Source organism: Tautonia plasticadhaerens, assembly GCF_007752535.1.
Taxonomy (GTDB): Bacteria; Planctomycetota; Planctomycetia; order Isosphaerales; family Isosphaeraceae; genus Tautonia; species Tautonia plasticadhaerens.
In genome coordinates this window covers 2,894,276-2,907,894 of the sequence record NZ_CP036426.1, presented here as the reverse complement: position 1 = coordinate 2,907,894, position 13,619 = coordinate 2,894,276, and the positions used below count along the sequence as shown (strand labels likewise).

Genomic DNA, 13,619 nt, shown 5'->3' with positions numbered 1-13,619 from the left:
GCCCAGGTACTCCCCCCCCGGCCCCGATCCCGAAGTTGGTGTGCAGCTCGCCGCCCGGCTCGGCCCGGTCCTTGTCCGAGGCGAACACGACGAGGAATCCGCCCGGCGGCAGCGTGACGCCCGGGAACTCCCACTTGCCCGGCTCATCGGCGTCGTCGGTCAGCGCCCAGCCGGCCAGTTCGACAACCGAGGCGGTCGGGTTGTGGACCTCGATCCAGTCCGAGGCGTCGCTGTCCAGGTCGAGCAGGCCCGCGTCGTTGGAGGCGAGGAACTCGCTGATGACCGGTCCGGTCGCCGCGTCCAGGAGCGTACGAGGCTCCAGGCACTCGACCGAGGCCCTGCCTCGTCGGCTCGCACGCCGATCGTCCGGGATCGGTCGGGCTCTGGTCCATCGGGGGGCGAATCGCGGCCTGGGGAATCACCATCGGGCAGGTCCTCGTCGGATGCGGCGGCACGCCGGGGCGGGGCGGCGTCGGGGGGCGGTGCTCTCGGGTCCGGTCGCCCACCGGCCCTCCCGGGCGACCTCGGGCGTGCTCGGCTCGATCGGCCCGTCCTCCCTCGGGGGCGGGCGCGTGGCTGAACGTGGCTCACGAGTTCGCCGGGGCGCAGGCCAGAACCCTCTTTCAGGGCAATGCGCGCGGGCGAGCCCCACTCGAGGGTCGGGGGGCGAGGGGCTGGTGGACCGGCACCTCGAGGGCCTGGGGCACGACGTGATCGACGCCGGAGCGGGAAGCCCGGGCCGAGGTCGATCGGGATCCAGTGCCTTGCTCGCCATTCGACCCCGGTGGGTGAGCGTCTTCTTCGTCGGTAGACGGTTGGTGTGTCGGTTGATGGATCGGTACCAGAAGGCATCCCATTGGCCGGGCTCACCTTCGTACAACGCCCGCAGCTGGCACACCGCATCCGCCCCGTCGCCGCCCCAACGCATCCCGCTCCGCTTACCGTCTTGCAGGCCGCCTCGATGTGACCCGAGCCGATCTGCCAGCCCGCGGCCCGGTACCGCGGGTAGTCCATCCGGTGCAGGTTGTTCCGGATGTACCCGCTCACCTGCCGATGCCCCTCGCGGGCCGCGGCCGATCGGCCGCCCAGGTCCAATGCCTCCAGCGTCGCCGGGATCGCACCGCCGCCCTCGTGCTTCATCCGATGGCTCCACCGCCCCGTCAGCGTGCCGGCGGCCTCCGCATCCCCGCCGCAGTACGCCTTGGCCAGGTCGCCGAGGTGCTCGGCGGCGTGGTCGAAGTCCGGGACGCGCACGGCGCGCGGGAAGGACACGTCCATGAAGCCGTCCCGCCCCGCCCCGCCGCCGGTCAACGCCACCCACCGCTCGGCCCGGTCCAGGCCCACCTGGGCCGCCTGCCGCCGCATCCGCGCGCCCAACTCGTCGAGGCCCATCAACCCGGCCTGGTAGCGGGCCGCGGGCGGATGCCCCTTCGGGGCCGCCTCGGACGGCGCGGCGCGGGGGTTGAAGACCTTGCCGACGGAGGCCATGCGGCCGTCGGCCTTGGCGCCGCGGTCGCCCGGCATGCCGAGCCCGGCGGCATCGACGCTGACGTAGCCGACGGCCCGCCCCCGCGCATCGCGGTTCCACCGCCAGTCGGCGGCCGGGCCGAGGGCGTGCCCCGCGGCCCACAGCCCGCTGAGCCGCTCGCCGGCCGCCTCGGTCGTCCGCTCGACGGTCGACTCGGCCAGCCGCAGGCCGGCCATCCGCGGCAGCGGCTTCTCGGCCGCCTCGGCGAAGCTGCCGACGGTGCCGGCCCACGTCGTGATCTCCTCGGCCCCCGGCGTCAGCGTGCCGGCGGCCAACCCCAGCTCGGCGTCGATGGGGATGTGCCCGGTCCGGCGGGCCGGGCAGGTGTGGTAGGCCCGCCCGGCCAGGGTAATCGGGCCCATCAGGCTGATGAAGGCCTTGTCGCGGCGGCCCTGGGACTTGCTCGGGCCGCGGCAGGCCGGGCGGCTGAGGCTGGAGCCCCGGTCCCCCCCCCTTTGCGCCCGTTCAGGGCGGTCTCGATGGCCTTGGCCCCGATCCGATGCACCCGGTCGCGGACCTCGAACTCGGTCTCGCCCAGGAGTTGGCCGTCGGGTTTGGAGGCGAGCGGATGGGCGATCCGGCGCAGCTCGGCATCGCCGGCCGCCCGCAAGGCCTGGTAGATGCGCTCGGCTTCGGCGGCTTGCTCGGGGGGCAGTTCGGGGAGAGACATGCGGGGGCCTCGATGGGCAAATGACGACGAAATCAGGACGGACCCATCAGCGGCCCCCGTTGTACGCGATTTTCCACCGACTTTCGAGACGCTCACCCCCGATCCACCCTCCCGAGATATTCGATGGTGCCACGATGCCGGGCGACGTAGTATGATACCCCTTGACTCGCTTGTCCTTCAGTTCAGGCGATCGCTTCCCGGTTACCCTTCGATGGCGATCAGTTACCCGGATCTAGAAGACCAAATCGCTGATTAGAAGGTAATGAAGATCACGCAAGCGGGAGGTTTGCAGAACAGGATCGCCAAAGTCAAGCAAAAAATAGGCTTACGCAATTCGGAGGGGTGGCAGAGTGGTCGATTGCGGCGGTCTTGAAAACCGCTGAGGCGGCAACGTCTCCGGGGGTTCGAATCCCTCCCCCTCCGCTCCGACAGGGTCCGACTGGGTCCGACTCAAAGCGTCAACTCCCTGGAAATCAACGGGGTTACGACTCATCGCCAGAGCCACATCGGAACCCGCTTTCATCGCTTCCGAATCGCCACCATCCGACCTGGACCGACCCAATCCGTCCCCTGTATGGGGCAAATATGGGGCAAAGCGATCGCTTCTAGGTCCGTCGGTCCCCGTTGCTCGGGCCGATTCGTTCGTGGGTGACTCGGGCCGGATCGGGGGCAGGGCGTCCTGGGTTGCCGACTGGTCGGCCAGGCCGATGTGGGCATAGGTCCCGAGGGTGAGCGTCGGAGTCGAGTGCCGGGCCAACGATTGCACCACCTTCACCGGGGCGCTCGACTTGGCAAGCATGGTGACGTAGGTGTGGCGGAGGGCGTGGAAGTCGGCCACCCCCGAATCGGTTTCGTAGGCAATCTCGGCGGCGGCCAGGTCGCGCCGGATCATCGCGGCGGTGTGATCGCTCTTGATCGACCATAGTGGCTTGCAGGGGGACTTGGATGCACGCCAGGGGGCCAGGATGGCGGCCAGGTCGGGCCGGATCGGCTGGACATCTTCCCGGCGGCGCTTGGAGTAGGCGGCCGCGCAGACGACCACCGGAGGGGCTTCGGAGAGTCGGAAGCTCTCCGGGGTCAGGGATGCCAGTTCTTCGGCCCGGAACCCGGTCCCGAGGGCCAGCCGATAGAGCATCGCCCGATCCGGGCCGGGCAGCTTGAAAACGACCGGCCCGGATTCGGCGGCCCCGATCAGTCGAGCGGCTTCCTCGGGGGAGAGGGTCCGGCGTCGGCGCCGGCGGTCGGAATCGGGGTTCTTAGGTGGCGCAATGTGGGCCAGGGCGTCATCCCGCGTCCGGCCATCGCGCCAGAGCCAGCGCGAGAATCCCTTGATCGCCCGGGTGTAGTGATGGACCGACCGGAGGGCCTTTCCTTCCGCACGGACCGCCCCGAGGGCGGCTTGCACCCCCGAGGGCGTCAGATCGGACAGCCGCTCCGCCCTGGCCAACTCGATCACCCGCCCGGTCCGGTTGCGGTTCTGGTTCGCTTGCTTGGGGGTCACACCCCGAGCCAACTGGTCGGCCCGCCAGTCGTCCAGGTGATCGGCCAGGAGTCGCGCCTCGTGGCGCCGGAAGGCGTCGGCCTTGGGGTCGATCAGCCCGGCCCGTTGCCGGGCGGCGTCCGACTCCGCCGCTCGGGCCATCTCCTCGGTCGCCCGACGATCGGGGCAACCCTTCCGCTCCACCCGTCGCCCGTCGGCGTCGGTGAATCGGTAGTACCAGTTCTTCCCACGCTTCCTCAGGTCGGCCATCGGTCATCCCCCTCCAGGTGATCGGTCGGCTTGGTCGGATTGTCGCATACAGTCGGCCCGGGGCGCAATCTGTCGGCTCGGTGTGGGTCGAAATATCGGGACCGAGGCAAGGGGTTTCCGGTCGATTCAGCTACGCCATAGACGCCATAGACGCATTAAGGTGTCAGCACCGAGGGCGAGATATCGCGTCTACCGCGTTTATGGCGTAGGTTCCCTACCTGCAAACCAACGCTCCGCCGATCGTCCCGCTGTTGGCTCCATCCGGCAGAAGGCCAGGTTGGCAGCGGTCAGCACCCGGAGGGTCCCCGCGATCCGCTGCGACGACTTGTTCTTCTGGAAGACACCTTCCCGGATCTCGGTCCGGGTCAGCCCCTCGGGCATCGAGGCGCGGAGGGCCTCGAGCAAGGCGTCGGCGTCCGGGTCGCCCAGGGCGTCTCCGAAGATGTGGGCGGCGCTCCGTTCGGCGTACCGCCAGAGGGCCAGAGCGGATTGGAGATGATCGGCATGGATCATCGGGCATCCGTCGATCAGGGCATAGAGCATGGCCAGGCGCATCGCGTGGGCCTCGGCCCGCGACGTGACGGCGCCGAGGAGGCCGGGCCGCCCCCCGGACAACTCGGGATAGGAGGCGGCCCACAGCTCATCGGCGGCGGCGTCCCGGGTCATCCGGCCTCGGGTCCGGGCAACTTAGGCGGCCTCGGTGAGCCGTCGCACCAAAGGGGCGAAATCCACGTCGCCGATCGACCCGCCGAACGGGAGCAGCTTGGACCGGCGGACGCAGAGCCACAGGAACCGATTGGCGAAGCCGTTCGCGGCGTCGGTCCGGGTCAGCAGCGTGGCCAGCTCATCGCGGGTGATATGTCCGACGATCGAGACATGGGCGCCGGTCGCTTTGAGCGGGTTGTTCCGGGTCAGGGTCCGCAGTTCGCCCGAGTCCCAGGCCTGGCGCACGAGGGCCGACAAATTGTTCCCGTCCCGGGTCGCTACCCGGAGCGTCCCTCCAAGCTCGGGCTCGATGCACAAGATCCGCTTGTCCGTCTCGCCCGGGTCGACTTCGACCTCCTGATAGCCGATGATGCGTTTCGACGGGCCGTCCTTGATAGGCTCTCGCTTCATCACCGGATCCCGAACGGCGTGGATCAGGCCTTCCCCGGTGCTCAGCCCGGTCATCACCCGATCCGCGGTCCAGGCCGGATCGGCGGCGTCCAGCAGGCGCCGGGCATGGCTCCAACTGGTCCCCTTGCGGCCCTTGGCGGTCTCCCCCACGAGGGCGAGGAACTCATTGCCGTAATGCCGGTCGGCCTCCACGGCGAAGAACGCGGAACGGCCGATCAAGTTGCCGAACCCGATGAGCAGTTGCCCGAGGATGGCCACCGGGTCCGCCTCGGTGTGGGGCTCGATGGCCCGGACGAGCTCCCCGGCCAAGCCATCAAGCTCGGGGGCTTCGAGCGGATCGGGCCAGGCCGGGCCGACGGGCGGCTCGGGAGCGTCCCGGGGTTCGGCCGGGGGCGGGGGGGGGAGGTCCAGCATGGGGGCCAGGTCCGCCACTCGATCCAACTCCTCCCGGCATTGCTCGGGTTCCCAGCCTTCGGGGACACCGTCCTGAAGCCATTCCGCGATGTCGGCCCCCTTGGTGATCTCGGCATCCGTCCGCCAGAGGTCGTCCAGGCGGACGACCCGGACCGTGGGCCTCGGGGATAGCTTCGCCAGCTCCGCGATGACGGCTTGGGCGTAATCCTCCCCCTCGGGATCGGCGTCGGGCAGGATGACGACATCCCGCCCGGCCAAGGGGTTCCAGGTGCTCTTGTGGGCCGACTTCGAGCCGTGGGCCGTTGTCGTGGCGGTCGCCCCGAGGTTCCGGGCCAGGTCGCAAGCCTTCTCACCTTCGACGACGTAGACCCGGTCAGAGTCGGCCAGGTTGCACAGGTGATTGAGCGGCCAGAGTCCGGGCGGGTCGCCCATCACCCAGCCCTCGGCGGTCAGATGGACGGGCCGGAACTGCTTCCGCTCGCCCGCCGGGTCGAACCGATAGACCCGGGCGGCCTCGGTCCCGTCGGCCTCGTGATAGGCCCAATGGGCCGTCGGGCTGCCCAGCTTGAGGGCGGTTCCCCCGATGGCGGCCTCGGGGGTCGGGTGGGCCTTCCGGTCGGCTCGGGCCTTGCCGTTGGCCCGGGGCCTCGTGGGGGTGGAGCGATCGTCCCGGGGTGTGAACAGATCGCTCAGGTCCAGGTCGAGCGCGGCCACGATATCCCCGGCGGGGCAACCGTGGGCGTGGCATCGGACCAGTGCCCGGCCGTCGTCGCCCCTCGAGACGGACAGGTTCCGTCGGTCCCCGTCGTGGGCCGGGCATCGGCTCTCCCACGAGTCGGAACCGGTCGGGCGAGGGTCGAACCCCAGGGACTCGAGCCGGGCCACGAGGCGTTCGGTCGGGTCACGATGGGGACTCATCATCGTCCCCCCCGGCCCGAGGCCCGTGATTGCTCGTCGATCCAGGTCCGGAGCGTGGCGGCCTTCCACCGGGGTGACCGGCCGATCGACAAGTCCGGCGGGGGCAGCTTCCTGGCCGATCGCATTCGCTCGACTTCGCGTCGAGAACAGGCCAGGGTTGCGGCCCATTCGTCGATCCCGACCAGCGGCTCGATGCCAGCGGCGGCCATCTCGGCGGCCAGCATCCGGGCCGCGATCCGGTCCAGCGAGGCGGCCAGCATCTCGGCCAATTGGCCGATGCCGGGGGGCAGTTCGGCAGGCTCGGACGACTCGGGGCTTGCAGCGGCCTCAGGCGAGGGCGTTCGGGTCGGGCAGTTCATCTGGCCACCCCCCGGCCATCGACTATACGGCGGCCCTCGTGGGACTTCGTGGCGTGGATCAGCTCATCGCAGAACTGGCGGTCGAGCTCGGCCTTCTCGGAGAGGCGGAGCAATGACCGTAGCCGTCGGGCCTCCCTAACGGCCCGTGCCAGCTTCGCCCGGACCAGGGGCGGCGGCGGGATCAAGTCGCGGTCGGATTCGCTCATGGTGGATCTCCCAGGCGGTTCTTTCCCCGCCCGAGCGAATCATGAGCGCGACCGGATGCGTCTCGGATGCATCTCGGATACATCTTGGATGCATCGACCAATCACCCCCTTTCCTTCCAGACCCGGCCCCCCTTCAGTCGATAGCGCAGGGACAAGCCGAGTTCCTCCGCGACTTCGTTGACGCGATTGAGGTTCCCCCGGATCGTCTTGTCGCTAGCATCTCGATCGTCATGAACCTCGTCGCCGACATCGGAGGGGAGAGCGCACTCCTTCCCTTTCATGTAGCCCACCAGTGTTGCTGCAATAGGACTCCCCTTACCCCTGCGGCGAAGCTCCAACTCCAAGCGATCCTCGGGGGACGGCTCGGTTTCCTGTCTCGGGGCGTCAAGAGAGCGGCCCCCGGCCTGATCCCGGATTAACTCCAGCCGATCCAGAGCCACCGCGAGCGGCGTACGTCGGATCCAATCCGGCGATTCCCCACGAGCGATCAGTTCGTCGATCAGGCTCCGGATGAACTCCGGCGTCGGTCGACCGGCACTGCTGAACGTAGCCAGGTCGAAGTAGCGGCGAAAAACCCGATCTGCCCCCGGGATCGCGTCGAGCAGGCGGAATTGAATCCGGGCCTGTTCCCGATACCAGTCGGAATCGAACCGCTCCAACCTGTCGAGTTCTTCCAGGATGGCCCCCGCCTCATAGAGCCCAAGCCGTTTCCGCGTGCGAAGCCAGCCGGCCAACGTCTGCCTTGCGTGCGGGGTCAACCCGCGGATCGGCCGACGCCACTCGGGGATGGGAACGTCGGCGCGACTCCGAGGAGCGGCCCCGGGCATCGGGCCGCTCGCCCCCGGGGGCGTTTCTGGGAGCAGGCGGAGGGCCCTTTTAAGGGCATCGGCGGCCGGTCCAATCTTGGCCGGATCGCGAGTCGCCAGAGCATCGTTCAGTCGCCACAGCGCGTTGAACGCGATCCCGACGTTCGACCCGGGATCACCGCCGTGCGATCGGCCGATCCACCGATCGAGGGCCTTTCCGATCTCCCCGGCGAGTCCATCGAGGGCCGAGGCGGCATAGGGGTCGTCCGGGTTGTTCTCCAGTTGGGCGAGCACCGCCTTGAGCAGGGGGAGGGCTGCACGCGCGATGGTGGCCCCCCCCGTCGGGTCGCCCTGGGGCTCCCGGGGAGCGGCCAACTGGTTGACGAGGAGGCCGGGGGGATCGAGACCGTGATCGGCGAACCACTTCGCGGCCTCGTCGAGCGACAGGGCCACGCCAACCCCGGCTGGTCGGCCTCCGGGATTCCCGCGTTCCTTCGGCCGAGAGGGGCGCCACCGAACCGCGATCCATCGCCCGTCGATGGCATACAGGCGTTCTCGGTAGACGTGCGGCCCAATCCATCGGAGGTTCGGCGATTCATAGCACTTCGCCCCGGAGGGATCGAAGGTATGGTTTGGGCCGCTTGCCTTCCCGGTCGTGCTGTAGACGATCGGCGCCGGCGCGTCCTCGGGCCTCGGGCCGGTTGGCCCGGTGGAAGTGTCTTCGTCGAGCATGGTCTTCCCCTACGGACGGGCCGACCCGGCGGTCGGGCCCGGTAGGGGACGGGACTGACGCGCCGGGCCGCTTTCCCGGCCGATCGGCGGCCAACCGATCGAACCAACCCGTGTTCTTCAGTATACCCCGCCTAATCGCGTGGGCGAATCCAGATTGACGATCCGGAGGTTTCCGCCGACAAGGCAGGAATCAGAAGATGACAAGTCAACCGCCTTCGAGTCCTCGGGCCTGACCGAGCGAGACGAGGGCATCGAGCAACTCCTGGACGCGATGGGCACGGCCGTCATTGCGAGCGTGCCAGGCGAGGGTCATGGGCACGCTGTCGGCGCGGTCCGGCTCGTGCTAAGATGTCCCGGCCATTGGAGTTGCCCGTCCGAGGATCGGAAGAAAACCGCCGATGAATGACCCGAACCTGTCTTCGTTCATCTGGTCAGTGGCCGACCTGCTGCGGGGAGACTACAAGCAGTCCGAGTACGGCAAGGTGATCCTGCCATTCACCGTGCTGCGGCGGCTCGACTGCGTGCTGGAGAAGACCAAGGCCGCCGTGCTGGCCGAGCGGGAGGCCAGGGAGAAGGCCGGGCTGAACCCGGAGCCGTTCCTGCTGCGGAAGTCGGGCCAGCATTTCTTCAACACGTCGCCCCTGGACATGAAGAAGCTGGTCGGCGACCAGGACCACATTCGGGAGAACCTGTTCGCCTACATCCAGGCGTTCTCGCAGGCCGTGCGGGACATCTTCGAGAGCTTCGACTTTCACACGCAGGTCGACCGGCTGGCGAAGGCGAAGCTGCTGTACCTGATCACCGAGAAGTTCGCGACCATCGACCTGCATCCCGAGGTCGTCAGCAACGCCCAGATGGGGGCGGTGTTCGAGGAACTGATCCGCAAGTTCGCCGAACTCTCGAACGAAACCGCCGGGGAGCACTTCACCCCGCGCGAAGTCATCCGGCTCATGGTCGACCTGATCTTCATCGAGGACGACGACGCCCTTCGCAAGCCGGGCGTCGTCCGGTCGCTCTACGACCCCACGGCGGGAACGGGCGGCATGTTATCGGTGGCCGACGAGCACCTGGCGAGCATGAACGAGGAAGCCCGTCTGGTGATGTACGGGCAGGAGTTGAACCCCGAGTCGTACGCGATCTGCAAGGCCGACATGCTGATCAAGGGGCAGGACATCGCCAACATCATCTTCGGCAACGCGCTGTCGAACGACGGCCTGCCGGGGAAGCAGTTCGACTACATGCTGTCCAACCCCCCGTTCGGCGTGGAGTGGAAGAAGATCGAGAAGGAGGTCCGCCGGGAGGCCGAGCAGCAGGGCTTCAACGGGCGGTTCGGGCCGGGCCTGCCCCGGGTGAGTGACGGCTCGTTGCTGTTCCTGTTGCACCTGATCTCGAAGATGCGGCCCGCCGTCGACGGGGGCAGCCGGTTCGGCATCGTCCTGAACGGGTCACCGCTGTTCACGGGCGGGGCGGGGCGGGGCGGGGTCGGGCGAGAGCGAGATCCGCCGCTACGTGCTAGAGAACGACCTGCTCGAATCCATCGTCGCGCTCCCGATCCACATGTTCTACAACACGGGCATCAGCACCTACGTTTGGATTGTCAGCAATCGCAAGCCGACGCCGAGGAAGGGCAAGGTGCAACTGATCGACGCCAGCGGATACTGGCGGAAGATGCGCAAGAGCCTGGGCAGCAAGCGCAAGGAGCTGAGCCCTGAGCACATCGAGGAGATCACGCGGCTATTTGGCGAGTGCCGGGAAGTCAACTGCGACGGCGTGCCGATCAGCCGCATCTTCAGGAACGAGGACTTCGGCTACCGCACGATCACGGTGGAACACCCCCTGCGGGACGAGAAGGGGAAGGTCGTGCTCGGCACCCGAGGCAAGGCGAAGGGCAAGCCCCAGCCCGATTCCAGCCTCCGCGACACCGAGAACGTGCCGCTCGGCGAGGACGTGGAGACGTACTTCAAGCGGGAAGTGCTGCCGCATACGCCCGATGCGTGGATCGACCACGACAAGACGAAGGTGGGCTACGAGATCCCGTTCAACCGGCATTTCTACGTGTTCAAACCGCCCCGCGACCTGGCCGAGATTGACGCGGAGTTGAAGGGCGTCACCGACCGGATTCTTGAGATGATCGGGGGACTGTCGAGATGAGTTTTCCGAGGTACGGGACGTACAAGGATAGCGGGGTGGAATGGCTGGGATTGGTCCCCCGAGATTGGACAGTAACAGCACTCGGAAAATCACAATTGACAAATGTGACGGGCCGTTTGGATCGGGCCTCAAGTCGGAACATTACACCGATACAGGCGTGAGAGTAGTTCGGCTCCAGAATATTAGGGCAAATGGATTTGATGGGTCTGACACGGCTTTCATCGACGAGACATACTACCGAGAAGAACTAGTGAAGCGTCACTCGCTGATTTTCGGGTAAAATGACCCCCCTTGTCCGGCCGCATCGTGGCTCGCCGGGGGGGTTGCCATGGCAAAGAAGTACGTCCTGAAGCTGACGGCCGAAGAGCGGGCCGAGCTGGCTCGCCTGGTCCGCAAGGGCAACATCGCCGGCTGGAAGGTGCAGCGGGCTCAGGCCCTGCTCAAGTGCGACCAGGGGCCCGACGGGCCGGCCTGGCCCGACGCGAAGATCGCCGAGGCGTTCGGCGTCACGACCCGCAGCCTGGAGTCGTGGCGCAAGCGGGCCGTCGAGCACGGGCCGATGGCGCTGCTGCAGCGCAGGCCGCGGACCCCGTCGGCGGTCCCCAAACTCGGCGGCGAGAACGAGGCGCGGTTGACGGCCCTGGCCTGCTCGCAGCCGCCCAGGGGCCTGGCCCGCTGGTCGCTCCGGCTGCTGGCCGAGCGCCTGGTGGAGTTGGAGGTCGTCGCGGCGGTCTCGCACGAGACCGTCCGCCGCTCTTTGAAAAAAGCGCGCTGAAGCCGTGGCTCAGGCGGATGTGGTGCATCCCGCCGGAGCAGGACGCGGCCTTCGTCTGCCAGATGGAGCAGGTCCTGGAGGCCTACCGGCGCCCGTATGATCCGAGGCGCCCCGTCGTCTGCATGGACGAACAGCCCAAGCAGCTGATCGCCGAGGCGCGGCGGCCATCGCCGGCGGCGCCCGGACGCCCGGCCCGGGTCGACTACGAGTATGTCCGCGAGGGGACCTGCACGGTGTGGATGTTCGTCGAGCCGCTGGCCGGCTGGCGCGACGTGCGCGTGACCGAGGCGAAGACGGCCGTGGACTGGGCCCACCGGGTGCAGCGGCTGGTGGACGACCCGCGCCACGCCGAGGCCGAGCGGATCACGCTGGTCTGCGACAACCTCGTGACCCATTCGCTGGCGTCGCTGTACAAGGCGTTCGAGCCGGCCGAGGCCTTGCGGTTGGCGCGGCGACTGGAGCTGGTGCACACGCCGAAGCACGGCAGCTGGCTGAACGTCGCCGAGATCGAGCTGTCGGTGTTGACGCGGCAGTGCCTGGACCGGCGCATCGCGGTGCAGGACGAGGTGGCCGGGGAGGCCGGCGCCTGGGGCGAGCGCCGGAACGCCAAACAGGTGGGCGTCGAGTGGCACTTCACCACCGAGGACGCCCGGATCAAGCTGAGGCACCTCTACCCGAAGATTAACGAGTGACGCTTCACTAGCCGGCCATGACATTTGCCGTGGCGATGTGCTCATTGCTGGTCTTGGCGATGAAAGAAACACAGTTGGCAGGGCATGTGTTGCACCACCCGGGATTGAGCCGGCAATGGTGAAGGCCGATTGTTTTCGATTTCGATTGGACGTGTCGAAAGCGCTGCCCGAGTTCGTCGCTCAGCAATTAACGGCTAGTGGTCGGCCACTGACGACTTGAGGGATGGGCTGCAATCGGTTCTCCTGGAGCCCTAACCGCTTCAGGAGCATCGACATGAAGAAGTACATCGTGACGCTCACCGCCGACGAACGCCAGGCCCTCCTCGATCTCATCTCCGCCGGCAAGGCCTCCGCTCTGAAACTGGCCCATGCCCGCATCCTCCTCAAGGCTGATGCCGCCGAGGGCGGGCCCGCCTGGCCCGACGACCGCATCGCCGAGGCCGTCGAGGTCTCTGTCGCCACCATCGAGCGGGTCCGCCAGCGGTTCGTCGAGCAGGGCCTGGAGGCCGCCCTGGTCCGCAAGACGCAGGCCCGTCCCAGCCGCCAGCGGGCCCTCGACGGCCGGGCCGAGGCGAAGTTGATCGCCCTGGCCTGCTCGGAGCCCCCCGACGGCCGCAAGGCCTGGACGATGCGATTGCTGGCCGACAAGCTCGTCGAGTTGGAGATCGTCCCCTCGATCTCCGACGAGACGGTGCGCCGCTCTTTGAAAAAAGCGAACTGAGGCCGCATCTGAAGCAGCAGTGGTGCATCCCGCCGGAGGCGAACGCCGAGTTCGTGGCGGCGATGGAGGACGTGCTGGAGGTCTACCACCGGCCCTACGACGAGACGCGACCGCTGGTCTGCCTCGACGAGGCGAGCAAGCAACTGATCGGCGAGACGGTCGTGCCGATCCCGGCAGCGCCAGGGCGGCTCGAGCGGTTCGATCACGAATACGTCCGCAACGGGACGGCCAACCTGTTCATGGTGACGATGCCGCTGCTGGGGTGGCGTGCGGTCCACGTCACCGAGCGTCGGACGGCGTTGGACTTCGCCGAGGTGGTGCGTTGGCTGGTGGAGGAGGTGCACGAGGAGGCGGAGAAGGTCGTGCTGGTGATGGACAACCTGAACACGCACAAGATCGCCTCGCTGTACGAGGCGTTCCCGCCGGAGCGGGCCCGTCGGATCGCCGGGAAGTTGGAGATCCACCACACGCCGAAGCACGGGAGTTGGCTGAACATGGCGGAGATCGAGCTGTCGGTGCTGGCGAGGCAGTGCCTGGACCGGCGGATCGGGTCGAGCGAGGAACTGAAGCGGGAGGTCGCGGCGTGGGAGGAGGACCGCAACGAGCGGATGGTGGGCATTCGGTGGCAGTTCACCACGGCGGATGCCCGGATCAAACTGCACCGACTATACCCGGCAACTCAATAGCGGACGACCACTAGTTCCACCTTTGATGGTGGGTTTTTGTCTTCAGGTTCGACTCGTTCGCGTATTCCATTATCGGTCATGGCGACGAGGAAACT

8 protein-coding genes, 1 tRNA gene and 3 pseudogenes are annotated in these 13,619 nt (G+C 67.8%); 5 read left to right on the top strand and 7 right to left on the bottom strand.

Annotated elements, in window-relative coordinates; all coding sequences use genetic code 11:
- Positions 1 to 127 precede the first annotated feature (127 nt).
- Positions 128 to 238, bottom strand: a pseudogene (locus ElP_RS41125) (hypothetical protein); the annotation flags it as partial.
- Positions 239 to 2,027: 1,789 nt separating this feature from the next.
- Here ElP_RS41125 and ElP_RS11310 point away from each other — a divergent pair.
- Positions 2,028 to 2,222, top strand: coding sequence for a hypothetical protein (locus ElP_RS11310; protein WP_145269311.1), 195 nt, complete (start codon positions 2,028 to 2,030; stop codon positions 2,220 to 2,222).
- Between the two features lie 312 nt (positions 2,223 to 2,534).
- A tRNA-Ser gene (locus tag ElP_RS11305) sits at positions 2,535 to 2,621 on the top strand.
- 295 nt (positions 2,622 to 2,916) lie between these two features.
- On the opposite strand, the pseudogene ElP_RS41120 reads toward ElP_RS11305, so the two are convergent.
- The 6 genes and pseudogenes from ElP_RS41120 to ElP_RS11275 all read right to left on the bottom strand — a co-directional run.
- Positions 2,917 to 3,840, bottom strand: a pseudogene (locus ElP_RS41120) (tyrosine-type recombinase/integrase); the annotation flags it as partial.
- A gap of 306 nt (positions 3,841 to 4,146) precedes the next feature.
- Positions 4,147 to 4,614: a DUF3987 domain-containing protein gene (locus tag ElP_RS11295; protein WP_145269309.1), complete on the bottom strand. Its 468-nt coding sequence runs from the start codon at positions 4,612 to 4,614 to the stop codon at positions 4,147 to 4,149.
- A 21-nt stretch (positions 4,615 to 4,635) separates the two neighbouring features.
- A complete protein-coding gene (locus ElP_RS11290) occupies positions 4,636 to 6,192 on the bottom strand; it encodes a hypothetical protein (RefSeq protein ID WP_145269307.1) in 1,557 nt (518 codons plus the stop codon).
- A 203-nt stretch (positions 6,193 to 6,395) separates the two neighbouring features.
- The gene (locus tag ElP_RS37890; RefSeq protein WP_197446899.1) at positions 6,396 to 6,755 is read right to left on the bottom strand and encodes a helix-turn-helix transcriptional regulator; all 360 of its coding nucleotides are present in this window, start codon (positions 6,753 to 6,755) and stop codon (positions 6,396 to 6,398) included.
- On the bottom strand, positions 6,752 to 6,961 hold the full coding sequence (locus ElP_RS11280) for a hypothetical protein (protein ID WP_145269305.1): 210 nt from the start codon (positions 6,959 to 6,961) through the stop codon (positions 6,752 to 6,754). The genes ElP_RS37890 and ElP_RS11280 overlap by 4 nt, the downstream gene beginning before the upstream one ends.
- A gap of 101 nt (positions 6,962 to 7,062) precedes the next feature.
- Positions 7,063 to 7,695 (bottom strand): hypothetical protein, encoded by a 633-nt coding sequence (locus ElP_RS11275; RefSeq protein WP_145269303.1) that lies wholly within the window; start codon positions 7,693 to 7,695, stop codon positions 7,063 to 7,065.
- A gap of 1,202 nt (positions 7,696 to 8,897) precedes the next feature.
- Here ElP_RS11275 and ElP_RS41115 point away from each other — a divergent pair.
- The 3 genes and pseudogenes from ElP_RS41115 to ElP_RS11260 all read left to right on the top strand — a co-directional run bounded on the left by ElP_RS41115 (position 8,898) and on the right by ElP_RS11260 (position 13,524).
- Positions 8,898 to 10,650, top strand: a pseudogene (locus tag ElP_RS41115) (type I restriction-modification system subunit M).
- Positions 10,651 to 10,978: 328 nt separating this feature from the next.
- A protein-coding gene (locus ElP_RS11265) for an IS630 family transposase (protein WP_145267429.1) occupies positions 10,979 to 12,117 on the top strand; the annotation gives its coding sequence in 2 pieces (ribosomal slippage) (positions 10,979 to 11,417 and positions 11,417 to 12,117; 1,140 coding nt in all).
- A 274-nt stretch (positions 12,118 to 12,391) separates the two neighbouring features.
- Positions 12,392 to 13,524 (top strand): IS630 family transposase gene (locus ElP_RS11260; protein ID WP_145268065.1). Its coding sequence is split into 2 segments (ribosomal slippage): positions 12,392 to 12,830 and positions 12,830 to 13,524, totalling 1,134 coding nucleotides; the frame shifts between segments, so codons are not numbered across the junction.
- Positions 13,525 to 13,619 lie beyond the last annotated feature (95 nt).